The organism is Sporomusa rhizae, from assembly GCF_041428845.1.
Classification (GTDB): domain Bacteria; phylum Bacillota; class Negativicutes; order Sporomusales; family Sporomusaceae; genus Sporomusa; species Sporomusa rhizae.
On the sequence record NZ_CP156925.1, the window covers coordinates 826537 to 844397 of the forward strand.

The 17861-nt window shown below is 42.4% G+C and carries 10 protein-coding genes and 4 CRISPR repeat arrays; of the genes, 8 read left to right on the top strand and 2 right to left on the bottom strand.

Annotated features, from left to right (window positions below; translation table 11 throughout):
- Positions 1-35: 35 nt before the first annotated feature.
- The 5 genes from SRRS_RS03805 (at position 36) to cas2 (ending at position 4937) form a co-directional block, all read left to right on the top strand.
- Positions 36-545 (top strand): hypothetical protein, encoded by a 510-nt coding sequence (locus tag SRRS_RS03805; protein ID WP_371369954.1) that lies wholly within the window; start codon positions 36-38, stop codon positions 543-545.
- Positions 533-2956 (top strand): CRISPR-associated helicase Cas3', encoded by a 2424-nt coding sequence (gene cas3, locus SRRS_RS03810; protein ID WP_371366378.1) that lies wholly within the window; start codon positions 533-535, stop codon positions 2954-2956. The genes SRRS_RS03805 and cas3 overlap by 13 nt, the downstream gene beginning before the upstream one ends.
- A gap of 27 nt (positions 2957-2983) precedes the next feature.
- Positions 2984-3493 carry a CRISPR-associated protein Cas4 gene (gene cas4 / locus SRRS_RS03815; RefSeq protein ID WP_371366379.1) on the top strand — a complete coding sequence of 170 codons (510 nt, stop codon included), beginning with the start codon at positions 2984-2986 and terminating at the stop codon, positions 3491-3493.
- 13 nt (positions 3494-3506) lie between these two features.
- Positions 3507-4502 carry a type I-B CRISPR-associated endonuclease Cas1b gene (gene cas1b / locus SRRS_RS03820; RefSeq protein WP_371366381.1) on the top strand — a complete coding sequence of 332 codons (996 nt, stop codon included), beginning with the start codon at positions 3507-3509 and terminating at the stop codon, positions 4500-4502.
- 171 nt (positions 4503-4673) lie between these two features.
- Complete coding sequence (gene cas2, locus SRRS_RS03825; protein WP_371366383.1) at positions 4674-4937, top strand: CRISPR-associated endonuclease Cas2; 264 nt, start codon at positions 4674-4676, stop codon at positions 4935-4937.
- A 367-nt stretch (positions 4938-5304) separates the two neighbouring features.
- Positions 5305-7395: a CRISPR direct-repeat array (repeat unit 30 nt; unit sequence GTTGTTAGACTACCTATAAGGATTTGAAAC).
- A 434-nt stretch (positions 7396-7829) separates the two neighbouring features.
- A CRISPR array of direct repeats spans positions 7830-8981; the repeat unit is 30 nt; unit sequence GTTGTTAGGCTACCTATAAGGATTTGAAAC.
- A 433-nt stretch (positions 8982-9414) separates the two neighbouring features.
- Positions 9415-10505: direct repeats of the CRISPR family, unit length 30 nt; unit sequence GTTGTTAGGCTACCTATAAGGATTTGAAAC.
- Positions 10506-10940: 435 nt separating this feature from the next.
- Here the strand turns inward: cas2 and SRRS_RS03830 are convergent.
- The gene (locus SRRS_RS03830) at positions 10941-14129 is read right to left on the bottom strand and encodes a DEAD/DEAH box helicase (RefSeq protein WP_371366385.1); all 3189 of its coding nucleotides are present in this window, start codon (positions 14127-14129) and stop codon (positions 10941-10943) included.
- Positions 14130-14592: 463 nt separating this feature from the next.
- On the opposite strand from SRRS_RS03830, the gene SRRS_RS03835 reads away from it, so the two are divergent.
- Entirely contained in the window at positions 14593-14868 is a 276-nt protein-coding gene (locus tag SRRS_RS03835; RefSeq protein ID WP_371366387.1) for a hypothetical protein, read from the top strand.
- Between the two features lie 580 nt (positions 14869-15448).
- Positions 15449-16732: a CRISPR direct-repeat array (repeat unit 30 nt; unit sequence GTTGTTAGGCTACCTATAAGGATTTGAAAC).
- 292 nt (positions 16733-17024) lie between these two features.
- Here the strand turns inward: SRRS_RS03835 and SRRS_RS03840 are convergent.
- Entirely contained in the window at positions 17025-17255 is a 231-nt protein-coding gene (locus SRRS_RS03840) for a helix-turn-helix domain-containing protein (protein ID WP_371366388.1), read from the bottom strand.
- On the opposite strand from SRRS_RS03840, the gene SRRS_RS03845 reads away from it, so the two are divergent.
- A complete protein-coding gene (locus tag SRRS_RS03845) occupies positions 17244-17579 on the top strand; it encodes a hypothetical protein (protein WP_371366390.1) in 336 nt (111 codons plus the stop codon). The genes SRRS_RS03840 and SRRS_RS03845 overlap by 12 nt on opposite strands.
- Positions 17580-17667: 88 nt before the next feature.
- Positions 17668-17835, top strand: a complete 168-nt coding sequence (locus SRRS_RS03850; RefSeq protein ID WP_371366391.1) for a hypothetical protein — start codon at positions 17668-17670, stop codon at positions 17833-17835.
- Positions 17836-17861: the final 26 nt, after the last annotated feature.

The window sequence follows — 17861 nt, forward strand, 5'->3', positions numbered from 1 at the left end:
AGGACTTCGTGACCGCCGATCGGGTGGGGATCGAGTTGTTGCAGCCGGTGCGGACAGTGGCGCAGCAGATGTCGATGTTGGGCAAAGACGCCGGCGCGGCGTTCAACCGTCCGACTACGATTGAACTGCTGGTCAATCCTGCCTATCGTATTTATTACACAGGCGAAGAGTATACAGAAGCCTTAATCGCAGCGTTGGCGGCGGAACAGACGGTATATGCCACTTATCTGGGGGCTGCCTATGCACTGACTAAGCCGCTGCTCTACCGGGTATATCCCTGTGTAGAACCGGTCGCAACGGCAGATGAAATTGAAAGTAAGTCGGTGGTGCCGACTGCTATGATCGGTCGTCTCGTTGTCAGACCTGACCGCTATTACTGCCGGGCGGGCGGATATCTGCGGCAGTACAGGGGTAGCCGCCGTTTTGAACAGTCGGTGGATTTTCTCTATGAGAAAGACGGCAAACCGATTCGCTTTGTTCCCGGGAGGGAGCCGGTGGACTTTCAACTGGCGGCGTTTGGAGAGGATCTGATATGTTTAGTATAGTGCCGTTTGCCGAGTGCATCGCCCGGCCGGATGAGGGCGAGAGAAAACATTGGCTGATTGATCATTTGCTGGCGGTCAAGGCGGCCATGGAAACCCGGCTGCAAAAAATAACCGATGATACGGTCATCATACTGCTGGCCGGGTTGGCCGGTGTTTGCCATGATATGGTGAAGTGTCACCATGAATGGCAGAAATATATCAAGGGAAAGCGTCGCCAGGGCCCTAACCATGCTCCGGAAGGAGCTTTCCTTTTTTCCTATCTCGGCTATCATTGGCTACAGTCGCACAAGCGGTGGCCGGAGTATGCGCAGGTTTGGCTGTGGCTGGCGCGGGATATTGCCGATCATCACGGTGCGCTGAAGAGCTTTGGCGATAAGTTATGGATGAAAAACGGGCCGTGGAAGCAGATCGATTTGCCGGGAATAGCAGCTTTTTTGCAGCAGACTTATCCTGATTTTGTTGAGTCCGAGCTTTCGGCAACAGTGCTGCGGCAGTGGGTGACTCAGCTAGGGGATGTTCAGGACGAGGCGGCGGAAACATTGGATGAAGGCCGCTTTCCTGAAACAAGGAAATTAATGCGGCATTTAATGTTTTGGCGGGAGCTGACGACAGCTTTGATTGCCGGCGATCGATTTCATGTGGCACCTATTACCGGTGTCAGCTTTGACCAGGCCGGGCATGCACGACATGACCGCTTAATCGATGCTTTTTGCCATTCGGCTGGTGAGGCGGCGTTGACGGCTGTTCGCAGTCAGGCGCAGCAGCAGATTCTGCAGCAACTGGCCGCCGATCCTTTGCGCCGGGTATATACGCTGGAAATGCCGACTGGTTACGGCAAGACGATTACCGCGCTACGGCTGGCCGTCTGGCTGGGCAGACAGTATAACTACGGGAAAGTGGTTTATGTGGCGCCATATTTGTCGATTTTGGAACAGACCAGCAGTGTCTTTGAGCAAGTGTTAAACGAACCGGTGTTGGAACATCATTCGCTGGCCGTTTTAAACGGCAGTCAGAAAAACAAACCGGAATACGAAGCGGAAACAGCGGAAGAGGAAGGGCAACTACATGACGGTCAACTGGTGATGGAGTCCTGGGCTGCGCCCATTGTCTGCACCAGTTTTCAGCAGTTTTCCAAGGCTCTGTTTCCCGGCAGGGCGCAGGACACCCTACGGCGGGCTTTTTTGACTAACAGCGTGGTGATTATCGATGAACCGCAGATTTTTGCACCGGAAAGCTGGAACGTCTTTTTACACGGGCTGGAAGCAGCGACGAAACTATACAATCTGCGGGTTCTTTTTCTGTCGGCTACGATGCCGCCGTTCGATTACGGCCTTTCTCAGGAGAATCGCCCCGGTCGTCTGGTTGTTGCCCCGGCTGCTAGGGTCGAACGTTATCGGGTGGAGCAGGCCGGCGAGATGGATGAACAGGTGGTTGCCAACTATATGACCGGCTATTTGCCGGAACAGGCCGTATCGCAGGCAGTTATTGTCAATACCATTGCCGATGCCTATCTTGTCTATCAGAAGCTGGCGGAAAAAGTGGACGCGACCACACTGAAGCTTCTGCACGGCATGATGGCTCCTTTGCATAAACGGGTGGAGATTGAAAAAATCAAAACCTTCCATGAGCGGGAAGAGACCAAAGAAAAGCGTTTATATGTGGTGTCGACGCAGATCCTTGAGGCCGGTGTTGATCTCAGCTTTCACCATATTATGCGGGCGCTGCCGGTGTTGCCGTCGATTATACAGGCGGCAGGGAGGGTAAACCGTAATTTCAGCGGAGCAATAGGTTTGCTGACCTTGATGCTGTTTCTGCGTAACGGTGAAAAAAATACCCGTGGCTGCATTTATGCCCCTTTCCTGCAGAAATTAACGGATGAATTGCTGCAGCAGCAGGAGGTGTGGCAGGAGTCGGAACTGCTGGAACTTATCAAAGAATATTACCGGCGCATGTTCGCCCACAATACCTATGGAGCGGGCACGCAGGCTATTCAAGCCGCTTATGAGGGGAACTGGCCCGAACTGGGTCAGAAATTCAAGCCGTTTGGCAACGAGGACGCCTACCGTCTACCGGTCTTTGTTCCCTGGCAGGCGACAGCCGAAGATGTAGCCTTCTTTCCTTCACACTTTGTCGATTTACAGCATCGTCTCAGCCTGGAGACGCCGGAACAAATTTATGAACGTTATGCAGACCGGGACTATTATACCGGCATGACATTTCAAGAGAAAAAAGAGTTTATGATCTTGATGAATCACTATGTCATCAACGTGCCGCCCGATTTAGCTCTTTCGCTTGTAGGGCGGGAAGCATACATCGAGAAGCGGATACCCTGTCTGCTGAATAAAAGTGATTATCATCCGGTTTGCGGCCTAGCTAAACGCAAAGTGGAAGGATTTGATTCATTCATTTAACACTGGATGGAAGAGGGGGCGAAAAGGATGGATGCGTTGGAGTTTGCTGTTACTGGCACCCATATTTGGTATTATTACTGCTGCAAAAGAGAAGTCTGGCTGATGCTGCATCAGGTGAACCCGGATGAAGATGACGCCAACATGGATTTGGGGCGGTTTCTACACGAAATAACCTATGCCAGGGACCGGAGTAAAGAAATTACCCTGGGCAATATCCGTCTGGACATTGTGCGGCAGGAGAAAGATGGCATGGTTATCGGCGAAGTCAAAAAAAGTTCTAAATACATAACCAGTGCCCGGATGCAACTGGCATTTTATCTGCTGGAGTTAAAAGGACGCGGCATTGAGGCACGGGGCGAACTGCTTTTTCCGAAAGAAAAGAAAAAGGAAGAGGTTATATTGACTGCGGATATTGAGCAGGAACTGGCGGAAACGACAGCGGCCATCCGGAAGCTTGCCACCGAGACAAGACCGCCGCAGGCAAAAAAAATAGCCCTTTGCAGAAACTGTGCCTATAAAGAGTTCTGCTGGGCATAGTGGAGGACAAGTGATGAAAAAGACGCTGTATATCTTTTCGAGCGGACAGCTAAGGCGCAAGGACAATACAATTTTTTTCATGAATGAAGAGGGAGAACAAAAATATATTCCGGTTGAAGACACTTCCGAATTGATGGTATTCGGCGAGGTGGACATCAATAAGCGTTTTCTGGAGTTTTGCTCGCAAAAGGAAATCATGATTCACTATTTTAATAATTACGGCTACTATAGCGGTACATTTTATCCGCGAGAACATTATAATTCCGGCTACATGATCCTGCGTCAGGCCGGAGCATATCTGGATGAAACGGCGAGAATACAACTGGCTCGTCAATTTGTCACCGGCGCTGCGCAAAATATTCGCCAGGTCTTAAAATATTACCAGAACCGCGACAAAGATGTTGCTCTGCAACTGGCAACTATTGAGGAACTCAGGGGAAAGATCGGAGATACGCAGGAAATTCCGACACTAATGGCGATTGAGGGTAACATCAGAGAGCAGTATTATAAAGCCTTCGATGCCATCCACGGATTGAAAGAGTTTATTTTTGAAGGCAGGTCGAAGCGACCGCCAAAGAATGAAATGAATACGCTGATCAGCTTTGGTAACTCGATTGTCTACTCTACTGTATTGAGCGAAATTTACAAAACCCATCTCGATCCGCGGATCGGTTACCTGCACTCGACCAATTTCCGGCGGTTCAGCCTGAATCTTGATATTGCCGAAATCTTTAAGCCCATTCTGGTGGATAGAGTAATTTTTACCTTAATCGGTAAAAAAATGATTAGCAAGAAAGATTTTAAAAAAGAGTCAGGCGGTCTGCTGCTTAAGGAGAGCGGACGGCGGGTGTTTGTCGAAGAAATGGAAAGCCGGTTGAAAACTACCATAACTCATCGCGATATCGGCAGTCCGGTATCCTACCGGCGTCTAATCCGGCTGGAACTGTACAAGCTGGAAAAACACTTGATGGGGGAGACGGCCTATGAGCCGTTCGTTTCACAATGGTAGAGATCAGAGGGGCCTTTCACATAAAACGCATTGTCACGGTATGATTTATACACAGCAGAAATGTGAACATTGCATTATTGAGAGCTTGAGAGGATGGTATTTCGATTGTCGCCGATATAGCCGATGATCTTCCTAATAACTGAGATAAATACGCGGAAGCGGGGGACTGTTATGTTTGTAATCCTGGTTTATGATGTGGGAGAAAAACGGGTGACAAAGGCTTTGAAACGTTGCCGGAAATACTTAAACTGGGTGCAAAACTCTGTGTTTGAAGGTGAAATATCAGAGACGAATCTGGCTAAGCTAAAAATGGAACTGGACAGGATTATTGTTGACAACGAAGACTCAGTAATCTTTTATACCTTACGGACCACTCGTTATTCTCAGCGGGAGATTATGGGACTTTGCAAGGGAGGGCAGGACTTGATTATCTAAACTTTCGCCACTGCGTATTTCGGGGGATGTCAGATGACGGAGTTGGTGACATTCCTAGAGAGCAGCGAGATAGGAGGTGGATCTGGGGCTGGAATTCCGTCCCCTCAGACAACCTTAAATAACTCAAGGGTTATAGGGTGCTACCAGTAAAAAACAAAAAAAATCAGCAGGAAAACATTGGGTTATGCCGGAATATATTTCATAAACCTAGCCAGGATTAAAACATGTCGTCGATATAAGATAGCGCAAAAATGCCAGGAGGCCGACGACAAGACAGTTCAGCTTTTCTGGGCTTTAAGCTCAAGTGAGAAGGATATAGTCAAAACAAAAAAAAGTATAAAGCCCCATGTTTTCTTGTGTTCGATGGGTTGTTAGACTACCTATAAGGATTTGAAACATTCTCCCATCTGTTGTAATGACTCTGGTTAACACCGTTGTTAGACTACCTATAAGGATTTGAAACTGATGAATCAGCAGCTGTAACTGCTTTTTCTGTGCTGGTTGTTAGACTACCTATAAGGATTTGAAACCTATTCAAAAACTGCTAATAGTTACAAATACATGGGTTGTTAGACTACCTATAAGGATTTGAAACATTTTCGCGACAGTCATTTCATCTTTCCTCATATTGTTGTTAGACTACCTATAAGGATTTGAAACCGGTACAGCACTCCGTACCACGATATGTACAATTCGTTGTTAGACTACCTATAAGGATTTGAAACATTGTTGGCCTGATCGCGGGGGTTGCGATAGGTCATGTTGTTAGACTACCTATAAGGATTTGAAACAAAGCGGCTTCTAGTTTCTCACCGTCAGACAGTCCGTGTTGTTAGACTACCTATAAGGATTTGAAACTGAGCCAACATATCTTCTGTATATGGAATTGATTCAGTGTTGTTAGACTACCTATAAGGATTTGAAACCCGTCAATCCTCTACGTTTGCACCATGACCATATTGCGTTGTTAGACTACCTATAAGGATTTGAAACTATTGCGTCAAAGCTTTCGACGCGCCGACGAATCAGGGCGTTGTTAGACTACCTATAAGGATTTGAAACTTTCTCTATTACTTTGGTTATATCTCCATACGAGGAAGTTGTTAGACTACCTATAAGGATTTGAAACTTTCGGATCAGTTACAATCGCAAAGTCGGCACCAGAGTTGTTAGACTACCTATAAGGATTTGAAACAGGCACTACGGACATCACCAAACCCCTTGCCCATACGTTGTTAGACTACCTATAAGGATTTGAAACTTCTTTTTACTTTTAGTGTTTCAGCTACTTCGTCACGTTGTTAGACTACCTATAAGGATTTGAAACGCGTTTAACTGACAATGCTGAAGAAACATACAGTTAGTTGTTAGACTACCTATAAGGATTTGAAACCGCTCCTTTCAGCACGACCCCGGCTAGGCCGGGTTACGTTGTTAGACTACCTATAAGGATTTGAAACCATTATGAACTTGCTCCTTTCCAACTGCGGGAAGTGTTGTTAGACTACCTATAAGGATTTGAAACCTTTGTTGCAGGTACAAAGATTGCAACACCTGACGGGTTGTTAGACTACCTATAAGGATTTGAAACTCTCAGAACCGCAACCGGTGAATGGCTAGATCGTTGGGGTTGTTAGACTACCTATAAGGATTTGAAACCTCTTCCATATCGCCACGGCCAAGACGGTCAATATGTTGTTAGACTACCTATAAGGATTTGAAACTTGATTCTGACCAATCCGGGTATAAATTCCAACCCCGGGTTGTTAGACTACCTATAAGGATTTGAAACGATGGTATCTCACGCAGTATGCCGAGGATGGCATATGTTGTTAGACTACCTATAAGGATTTGAAACTTAGAAAAGGGGTGATAAGATGGTGCCTGTATTAGTCGTTGTTAGACTACCTATAAGGATTTGAAACATCATTTGGGATTCAATATCTGCCTGACCTTGCACGTGTTGTTAGACTACCTATAAGGATTTGAAACTTTTCTTGTTTTACGTTCATGCAATGCCTCCTTCCGTTGTTAGACTACCTATAAGGATTTGAAACGCTCTTTTAATAACTCAACAAAATCAATACTATTTGGTTGTTAGGCTACCTATAAGGATTTGAAACTACAGTCTTGCGGTACTCTTGCATATATCACTTTGAGTTGTTAGACTACCTATAAGGGTTTGAAACGTGGTCAAAGGGGAGCTTCACTAGCTCGTAAGGCTGAGTTGTCAGACTACCTATAAGGATTTGAAACGTCCACATACCAGTATCATCCGACATCTGCCGCAGTGTTGTTAGACTACCTATAAGGATTTGAAACAAGGTATAACGCAAGTACCGATTCGGGAAAGCGAAGAGTTGTTAGACTACCTATAAGGATTTGAAACTTCACCATGCGCCAGGCGAGTCGTAGAAGCTGGAGACTTGTTGTTAGGCTACCTATAAGGAATTGGAACCTAAGCTGCAGGATTTTTCCAAATCTGCAAGAATTCAGTTGATAGGCTACCTAAAGTCAGTAATCCCGTTCCCCTGATACCCCCGTTACCCTCAGGACGGAGAAGCTGTATTTTGACCAATATCTGATGAAAAGCTTGTTTTTTAGGTAAAGCAGCAATAAATGAAAATGCTGGGGTTGTATCATCCGAATGCCCACGAGTAATATAATTTAGTTTTTTGCTGTCGACCTATAATAGCGTAAAAAGGCCGGGAGGTCGACGACAAATAAAAAAAGCCTGAACTCCTAGAACTTACTTGGTCTCAGCAGCGTTGATGCAAATGTATGGCTACGCTATATACTGTTAAGAAGGAGCATTTTCCGCATTAATACTTTATAGGCCAGAAACATCGTAATTACTGGATCTATAAGATGTTTTTTTCGATTTCAAAATTGGTTGTTAGGCTACCTATAAGGATTTGAAACACCCATAAATCAACCCATAAAGTAATGGCGCCTTCCGTTGTTAGGCTACCTATAAGGATTTGAAACATTGATCGGCTACCTTGTCAAATTCACTTCTGCTGACGTTGTTAGGCTACCTATAAGGATTTGAAACCCAGTTTTTCATAGTCAATGCCGGTTAGCATGCAGGTTGTTAGGCTACCTATAAGGATTTGAAACTACCAACCGACTGCCCACGCCACTCAAGCAGACTGCGTTGTTAGGCTACCTATAAGGATTTGAAACCACCTATAGGGAAGCCAGTGCTATTTTGACTCATGTGTTGTTAGGCTACCTATAAGGATTTGAAACAGTAGCCGCCACAATACAGATACCAGCAGCGCGGCACGTTGTTAGGCTACCTATAAGGATTTGAAACACAAAAATGAAGGTCGGTACAGGAGTGCTGCCGGAGTTGTTAGGCTACCTATAAGGATTTGAAACTATTTTGGCCGAGTGCATCCAAGCCGGTACAACTGCGTTGTTAGGCTACCTATAAGGATTTGAAACGTAGCTCGGAAGATGGAGGAAAAGAAAATGGCTAAAGTTGTTAGGCTACCTATAAGGATTTGAAACCCTTGATATATTCATGTCAATTAGCTTCCTGCCATCGTTGTTAGGCTACCTATAAGGATTTGAAACCAAATACTCCTGTTCCCGTCGGCAAGGGTAGCACAGTTGTTAGGCTACCTATAAGGATTTGAAACATGTGATTCAGCAGCATATTCGCCCTTGCAACCTCTTGTTGTTAGGCTACCTATAAGGATTTGAAACACGGGATGGAGGTACATAAATAATGACGATCACAAGGTTGTTAGGCTACCTATAAGGATTTGAAACATCATCTTCCGGCCCCCATGCATATATATCCCGCAGTTGTTAGGCTACCTATAAGGATTTGAAACACTGTACGTACAATGTACGGTATAATATAATCAAGGTTGTTAGGCTACCTATAAGGATTTGAAACATGCAAAAATATCACCTGCTACAGTACAAGCTATGGAGTTGTTAGGCTACCTATAAGGATTTGAAACCAAGATAACCGTCAGGAATAAACATTTGGAACGTTAAGTTGTTAAGCTACCTATAAGGAATTGGAACCTAAGCTGCAGGATTTTTCCAAATCTGCAAGAATTCAGTTGATAGGCTACCTAAAGTCAGTAATCCCGTTCCCCTGATACCCCCGTTACCCTCAGGACGGAGAAGCTGTATTTCGACCAATATCTGATGAAAAGCTTGTTTTTTAGGTAAAGCAGCAATAAATGAAAATGCTGGGGTTGTATCATCCGAATGCCCACGAGTAATATAATTTAGTTTTTTGCTGTCGACCTATAATAGCGTAAAAAGGCCGGGAGGTCGACGACAAATAAAAAAAGCCTGAACTCCTAGAAATTACTTGGTCTCAGCAGCGTTGATGGAAATTTATGGTTACGCTATATACTGTTAAGAAGGAGCATTTTCCGCATTAATACTTTATAGGCCAGAAGCATCGTAATTACTGGATCTATAAGATGTTTTCTCGATTTAAAAATTGGTTGTTAGGCTACCTATAAGGATTTGAAACTTTGCTCTGGCAATGGAGTAAAATTCCGACTGGGGGTTGTTAGGCTACCTATAAGGATTTGAAACCTTCGCGGCAGTTAGCGGCTTCCTGGATTGCATCTTCGTTGTTAGGCTACCTATAAGGATTTGAAACCGGACCACCAAGCACAGCTTCGAGTTTACCCCGTAGGTTGTTAGGCTACCTATAAGGATTTGAAACAAGAAGAATTACGCGGTATGCTCATGCCGCTAATAGGTTGTTAGGCTACCTATAAGGATTTGAAACCCGGGTACTCCGGCAGATGCATTGACCAGAGGTGCCGTAGGTTGTTAGGCTACCTATAAGGATTTGAAACTACAGTTACCCGGTGACTACTGCATGAATGTGAGTGTGTTGTTAGGCTACCTATAAGGATTTGAAACAGAGACAGAATAGAAGTCCTTGTAAAAACAATCAATGTTGTTAGGCTACCTATAAGGATTTGAAACAGATGCGTAAAGTGCCGATAGATTCAGGCATTATATGGGTTGTTAGGCTACCTATAAGGATTTGAAACACAGTTTTTAGTGTTTGACCAGTCTCGGTAACAATCGTTGTTAGGCTACCTATAAGGATTTGAAACTATCTACAGCCTGCCAAGTATTATGATGGAATTTAGTTGTTAGGCTACCTATAAGGATTTGAAACTTTAACGCCGTGGGATTGCCAAGATTACAGAATTATGTTGTTAGGCTACCTATAAGGATTTGAAACTGCGCCGGCAGAAGGCTGGGTGACAAATCTAAAACGTTGTTAGGCTACCTATAAGGATTTGAAACGGGCTTATAAGTCCTTGAGCGAGAAGGGGAGAGGACGTTGTTAGGCTACCTATAAGGATTTGAAACACGAACCGGATATAAAGTACTACGAATTGCGTTTAGGGTTGTTAGGCTACCTATAAGGATTTGAAACTATAATGCAGGGTGGTAAATAGCCAGTTCACCTGCTCGTTGTTAGACTACCTATAAGGATTTGACACTTGGTTAGTGTCGAAGTGTTGCATCTGAAGGGAGGGTTGTTAGGGCCTTATAAGGAATTGAAGCTATTATGCAAGTAGCAGGTGTTAATTTGCGCGTTAAAACGGTATTCTCATTGCACATTAAACCTACCGGGAATCAGATGCATTGTGAGAAGTTTGCAAAAAACCGTATCCCCGATAGAAACTTTGCAAATTGCTGCGGCTAATATGCAAAATTTTTTGCACAAAAAATCACCCCAGACACAACTTTTGTGATACGGGGTGATTAACATTTAAAGCCCAGCCTCCGAGGCTTGCAGCAAAAACAACTTCTTCTTTGGAGAGTGGTTTCATTGCATAACGCTGACTACCCGTTGCGCGAGCAGTTGGACATGCGGTAGTTTGAGCCGCTCCATAAGATGTGCCAGTCCGACCATAATAAGCGTAAAGGGTTTTGTGAATGGCATTTCCTACTGCCCAAAGGATGAGATTAAATGAAGCTATTGTATGAGTTTCTTTCTCATTTTATATCACAACAATACCGATATGCTATATCAAAGTAAGATTTATTACTCCAAATATTTTTATCGCCTACAATGTATAACTGTACTTTTGCTCTGGTAACGGCAACGTTGAGGATGTTAGGCCGCTCGCTGGCCCAGTTTACAGCTCCTATGTTCTTGCCATCAGAACCTACACCTAAACATAGTATGACGATATCCGCCTGTTTACCTTGAAATGTATGAATTGTGCCGATAGATGTACTAATCCATTTACGTAGCTCTTCCTTTGAGATGTCTATTCCTTTTTGCGTTAGTAAATCTGGAAGTACTTTACGGAAGTGATTAGCCATTCCAGCCCTGACGCTTCTAAAAGGAGTAATCAAAAACAGGGAAGGCAGTTTCGTCTTTTTCTTATCAGTCTGTGCAAACACTTTAAAGCTATCAAGTACAATTCCTGTTATTGCTTTAGCCTGATTTATTACAAAATGGCCGTTTTGACTGCTTCCAGACACATGAATCCATTGGCAAACGGCATCTTGATGATCCTCTGTGGCGTACACCATTTTGTTGTCGTAGGCGATTTTGTTGGAAATGCGGAAAACCTGCCGTTGGCAACGGTTATGAACCACAAGTGGCGCACCAATCCACAATTTGTTATTATCGAATTCTCGATACCCGCCGAAAGTGTTAGCGAGATCTGCAAGACTTTGCATACTGGTATATTTGTCAGCAATTAACTGGCTTTGATGGTAATATTCAGCTAATGCCTGAATCACAGTGTCATGCAGGGTTACGACAGGTTCAATTTGAAGTGGATCACCCACAGCAATCACTTTCTTTGCTCGCCACACAGCTCCGGCGGCTGATTGAGGCGTAGCCTGTCCAGCCTCATCCACAAAAAGATAGGCGATTTCATTTTTAGGAATATCTCTTAAAAAGCTGCTAACTGACGCGAAGGTGGTCGACACGACGGGAACAATCAGAAATAGGCTTTGAAGTAGAATTGGTGACGCAATGGATAGCTGCCCTGCTGGGATTTTTCCACGCATCATTTTTCCAAAAGCATCAAGATTTTCCCGTAGATATTTTGAATTGTATATAAATGCTTTGTGAAGTTGAAGCGCTTCCAAAAAGAGTTGCTCTCTCAGTATATTCAACGCGGAATATCCCCATGGGGAGGACTTGCTTACTCCATCATTAGCATTGCCGGTAAAATATTCATCAATCCGGTACGGGGAGTCTGTTTGAGTACGGAAAACCTCCAAGTCCGCCTCAAATAGAGCAATTATCTGTCGGATTTTCTCTATTTCTTTCAGCAAAATCTGTTTTTGTTCGATTGAGGGAGGCAACTGTTGCTTGGCGGAAGCAAGTTTATCTCGAGTATTTACCAGGTCGATACTGTTTTGTGTCAGTGCATTAACAATCTCTTTATATTTTTGAACCAGCGGTTGATTAGGAAACACCAGCTTTTTCAACCACAAAAATTGGTCAGTGCTGTTCAGATCCGCTTTCTGCTGGATTAGAAGTTCTTTTCGTTGTGTATAATTGGCTATTGCATCTTTATAGGTACTAACCTGTTCCTCCATGGTACGAATCTGTGACTCCAAATTTCGCAGATCTTCAGCCAATGTAGCTAGCTTATCTCTGTTCTTCAACAACAGGCGTGTCTGACAATATGCTTTCTTGATATGCACATACTCAACTTTTACAGCCTCCAGTGCTTGCGCAAAAGACTGTCTTGCCTTATTCCATCTCTCTGGTGACGAGCTTTTGATCTTTTCACGTAGGTCCTGATTTAAGTTATATTCATCGCCTTTGCCGGAGAGTGGCCAAAACTTTTCAATAAAAGCGCTTCGCTTACGCTTATTGCCGAGGGAAGCAGCATTGAGTGCCCAGGTTTTTTCTTTACCCAAAATCATGTCAGAGACTTCCGAAAAATAATGATACTTTCCGCCGCGGTATTTTTCCGGCAGTTCCTCCATGGAAGGCAGTTCATTGGTGATATTCTCAACCGCACCGTTATTATTTGATGCTACTACAATCCCGTGGTTTTTAATCGGGGGGATAATGTCTCGCACCCGGTTGGTAAAGCCTCTATATGTAATCTGGCAAATTTCTTTTCCAAAAGCAGAATCTGGTGTGTCGAGCTTAGCCATATCCATGGCGCGTTCTACAATAATTGCTGCAATGATATCTTTGAGCAGCGTCGTTTTGCCAGTTCCCGGAGGGCCATTTACCGAAAAGAGAGCCTGTTGATATTTGGAATCTTTACACAAAAACGTGCTGACATCCACTTGCTGCATAAAACGCATACCGTATTTGCTGGGCCATCGACCAAATGGTAGATGTGCGGGAGACATTAAGTCAAACAAAACCTTAGTGTCAGATTCAACATTTACTTTTGGTTCTGAGTCGTGTGTTATGTATTTCTCAAAGGCTTGCCCATAGTCATCCTTATTTTCTTGCAGGGCTTGAATAATTCGCTCGAGATCTCTGACATAGAAACTATTAAGCAGGTCATTTTGTTTGACCAATTCATCAGTATTTTCATTTTCAGACTTTGCCTCTTCGAATAAGTCCTCAGAGGTGTTGTCTTCATTACCATCGGAAGTCATTTCAGCGTCTTGTTCATTTGTTAGGTTAGCATCGCCTAAAATCATATCAACCCGCAGCCAGCATTCAGAAAAGTCAAGATTCCAGTTTATTTGTGACGCAAAGTAATCCCGAGTGGTCTCTAAAAAAGTATAAGTACATGGCTCTTTGTTGTCCTTAAGATAGTGGAAAAGCTTTTGCTCAAAAGCATTAAAGTCGTCATCCCACTTGTCGATGGTAATATTGCCATCGCTTACTCTGTGTATGGCCCAAGGGAAAGACGAGATACGAAAACTCTCGGGTTCGAAAACACCATCAGATGATAATGTGAACATGCAAAAGCAGCTTTCATCATCTCCGGCGTCCTGAAATTTCATCGGCTTTTGCATACCATTTTCCAAGGCGCGTAGTGCGCTGTCCATCCGAAAAATTCCAAGATAAACAGCATAGCGTCTAACTATCTTAGTAGCTGAAACAGCAGGATTTTGTAAATCTGGAAATTGGGATTCGTCGCTGACCGAAAAAGTCTTTATATAAGGGCTGTTCTGCTCATTCAAAATATATGGATAAAAATGCTCCAACTTATGCCAATACTGTAGTGTCTTTAAGTTCATAGTTCCACCTTTACTAATTTGTATCTTGATGATCTCCGATCGAGGAATTGAGAACATCAAATAGCTACCTTTTCTTTCAAATTACTAAAGCTTTACTACTTTATAATCCGGCTATTAATCTAGTTTTGGATGATAAAACGGGTGACTCAGATTAGTAAGACAATACATCGTTATCGTTTGTTTCTTTTCGTGGAAAATACACCCTGAAGATATAACTTTTTCCATAAGTATAACATAAAATGACTCATTCTTTTATTAGAAAAAGAAAACTTTGTCATATTAGGAAGGATTTGATAATTTCGAAACGAAGTGTAATTTCAATAGGTTATAGTATGGAGGGGTTTTTATAAATCCGCGAGTTATGGAAGAAGAATCTTTAGCTAGATATGCTGCTAAAAATCCTTAGGACATTAAACGTATGAAGTAGTTGGAATAATTATCATAATAAATAGGAGGGCAAGGAATGAATAATCTTACAGAAGAAACATTAAAATCTGTTATGAAACTGGCTTTAGAGAAAGCTTCCGAAGCAGCAATGGATAAATGTAGCGAATTAAGAAGAAAAGCACAACATGGAAACCAAATGCTAGATGCATGTGGAGGGGCTTTTATAAGTTTAGATTTGGATGGAAGATCAAAACAAGCAAAATTTCTACGGTCCATTCCACAGCCGATAGAAAATGTTAGAATCGCCTATGATAAAAGAAATGGTTTAACAATATTTCTATTACCTGCTTAGATATCGGTCCGCATGCTCAATCTGTAAGTATTGCGGAAGCCGCTCACTTTGCAGCTTTAAAGGTAATTAAGGAAAAGTTGAATATGGACGGTTTTGTTAGAAGCTATATTGCTTAAGTACATTTCTATTTTGCTACCTAAATTGATCCTAATTAAGTGTAGAAAAAGGAAAGAAACCTTATATTGTCAAACTCAAATAGGATTGTGTTTTAAAAAGAAAAGTTGTGAAGGTGATACTAAGTGACGTTCCTGTTTTGGCAACTAAAGTGCTCCTAAAGTCTTGTGTACAGCATGTGGACAACGAAATACTCAAGCCGGGAAATTATCGGACTTGAACGAATGCCCACAAGTAATATAATTCAGTTTTTTGCTGTCGACCTATAATAGCGTAAAAATGCCGGGGGGGCGACGACAAATAAAAAAAGCCTGAACTCCTAGAATTTACCTGGTTTCAGTAGTACTTCTGCAAATTTAGGATTGCTTTATATACCGATGAGAATCGCCTTATCATGTTAATACTATATAGGCTAGAAATCCTGTACTTACTGCAATCTATAAAATGTTTTTTGATTTCAAAATTGGTTGTTAGGCTACCTATAAGGATTTGAAACTTTAAACAACATCATTGCCAGCGAAATAAATATCCCGTTGTTAGGCTACCTATAAGGATTTGAAACTGGTACAAGACCGGCAACTAATTCAGTACCAGATTTGTTGTTAGGCTACCTATAAGGATTTGAAACATCGCATTTGTGAAGGTATTTCTAATAGTTGCTGTACGTTGTTAGGCTACCTATAAGGATTTGAAACACGCTATGTCTACATTAACTGAGTTATTGCTAACATGTTGTTAGGCTACCTATAAGGATTTGAAACTCAATAACGAAGCCGATTTGCCGAGCGGCTTAGAAACGTTGTTAGGCTACCTATAAGGATTTGAAACAAATCGCAAGTGAATCCAGTTATTTCTAACCAGCAGTTGTTAGGCTATCTATAAGGATTTGAAACTTGTGTTAGGAATAGCTCCATTAATAGTTACAGGCTGGTTGTTAGGCTACCTATAGGGATTTGAAACTCACTATGTACCGCGCTACCAGGATGGGCGCGGTGCGTTGTTAGGCTACCTATAAGGATTTGAAACAATTTCCACTAACTATAAGCGGAATCGAAGGTCCAAAGTTGTTAGGCTACCTATAAGGATTTGAAACAATTTCCACTAACTATAAGCGGAATCGAAGGTCCAAAGTTGTTAGGCTACCTATAAGGATTTGAAACCTTGTAATTTGCATAGTTTCCTTATCTCGGCAACCGGTTGTTAGGCTACCTATAAGGATTTGAAACTCAAAGAAGCTGCACCAGGCGTCTAAGAGAAGTCGCGTTGTTAGGCTACCTATAAGGATTTGAAACTCAAAGAAGCTGCACCAGGCGTCTAAGAGAAGTCGCGTTGTTAGGCTACCTATAAGGATTTGAAACTTTGATAAATGGGGGCTAGACTATGAAACACTAAAAAAGTTGTTAGGCTACCTATAAGGATTTGAAACCCGTATTCTTCTCTTGTCCGGCGAAGTTTTTCTTTGTTGTTAGGCTACCTATAAGGATTTGAAACACCTTTGCGACTATATCTTTAGGTTTTGCTATAGAGTTGTTAGGCTACCTATAAGGATTTGAAACGATAAACTCGGGTTTAATGTATCTGATACATCTCTTATGTTGATAGACTACCTATAAGGATTTGAAACCTCACAACGTTCTGCAACATGGCCTGGACTCTGTTCGTTGTTAGGCAACCTTAAGGATTTGAAACCCGCCGAACACGACACGAAAGGGCGTAACCAATTGATAGGCTACCTATAAGGAATTGAAACTACTATGCAAGCAACAGGGTGTTAACTTGCACATTAAACCTGCCAGGAATATAACGCGTTAACAAACAAACATATTACTAGCCCATTCATATGTGTCAGGGAAAAAGTGTATGGGATGGTTTCCATTACGGTAGAGTTGATTGCATGACGCAATTATCGTGTCACGAAATTTAGTTTGTACTGTTGGTGAAACCTTTTCCAACATAAAAAACGCCTAAAGCTACCGGAACTTTCCCGGTTTAAAATGCTTTAGGCGTTTTTATTATAGCGGATATATTGTTTTTTCACTTATTTATCGTCTCATAGAGTTATTGGAGCGCCCTACTAAGTAATCAAGTGACACATTAAAATAATCTGCGAGTCTAATAAGCGTATCTGCAGATGGTGCTGTTATCTCAGTTTCAAATTGTCCAATTGTTCCTTTGTTTTTTAATCCGATTTCTTCAGCAAGTTTCTGCATAGAAACCTTGCGTTCGGTGCGTAAGTGTTTTAATCTTTCAGAAAATATTTTTTGTGGAAACATAAAATAACAGAAATTGCTATTCCTGAAAGCAAATTTATGCTTTTTATGAAGTCCTTTTTTTATTCTGATTTTTATAAAGAAGTCGAGGGGCGATACTCTACAATTCAAGAAGGAATGTATGCATATTTTGAGGCAACAAGATTATTGATATTAGCTTATTCAGTTATTGGGTATAAAGATACACTTAAAAAAGTATTAGAACCTGCTAAAGATATAATAAAAATTAGTTATGAAAAAATGAAAGTAATGTCTGGATTAGTTCACGATGGGAACATAACTAATGAATATTGGTATGATAACCCTAAGAAGCTTTTGGGGACATAAGTCTAGTTAACCGATTTAACATACCTCAAAACGTCGAAAATGTAATGTTTGAAATACCTGGAAATAAACTGCTGTTGGAGGGACCGAGATGAGTAGATGTATCTTTTGTCAAAAAGAAAATGATGGGGTTATCTGTAAGCATTGTTTAACGAAAAAGGGAAACTTAGCCGGTGGAGCAATAAAAAAAGCTTGTAAGATTGCATTAGCAGTCGCCCCGGTTGTTATGATGGTTTTTACAAGAGGAAAAGGAAAATAAATTTTTATACATAGAAGCACATTTGT

Coding starts and splice junctions, on each gene's coding strand:
- cas3 (WP_371366378.1), top strand. CDS start 533: ATGTTTAGTATAGTGCCGTTTGCCGAGTGCATCGCCCGGCCGGATGAG.
- SRRS_RS03850 (WP_371366391.1), top strand. CDS start 17,668: ATGAGTAGATGTATCTTTTGTCAAAAAGAAAATGATGGGGTTATCTGT.
- SRRS_RS03835 (WP_371366387.1), top strand. CDS start 14,593: ATGAATAATCTTACAGAAGAAACATTAAAATCTGTTATGAAACTGGCT.
- cas1b (WP_371366381.1), top strand. CDS start 3,507: ATGAAAAAGACGCTGTATATCTTTTCGAGCGGACAGCTAAGGCGCAAG.
- cas2 (WP_371366383.1), top strand. CDS start 4,674: ATGTTTGTAATCCTGGTTTATGATGTGGGAGAAAAACGGGTGACAAAG.
- SRRS_RS03840 (WP_371366388.1), bottom strand. CDS start 17,255: ATGTTTCCACAAAAAATATTTTCTGAAAGATTAAAACACTTACGCACC.
- SRRS_RS03830 (WP_371366385.1), bottom strand. CDS start 14,129: ATGAACTTAAAGACACTACAGTATTGGCATAAGTTGGAGCATTTTTAT.
- cas4 (WP_371366379.1), top strand. CDS start 2,984: ATGGATGCGTTGGAGTTTGCTGTTACTGGCACCCATATTTGGTATTAT.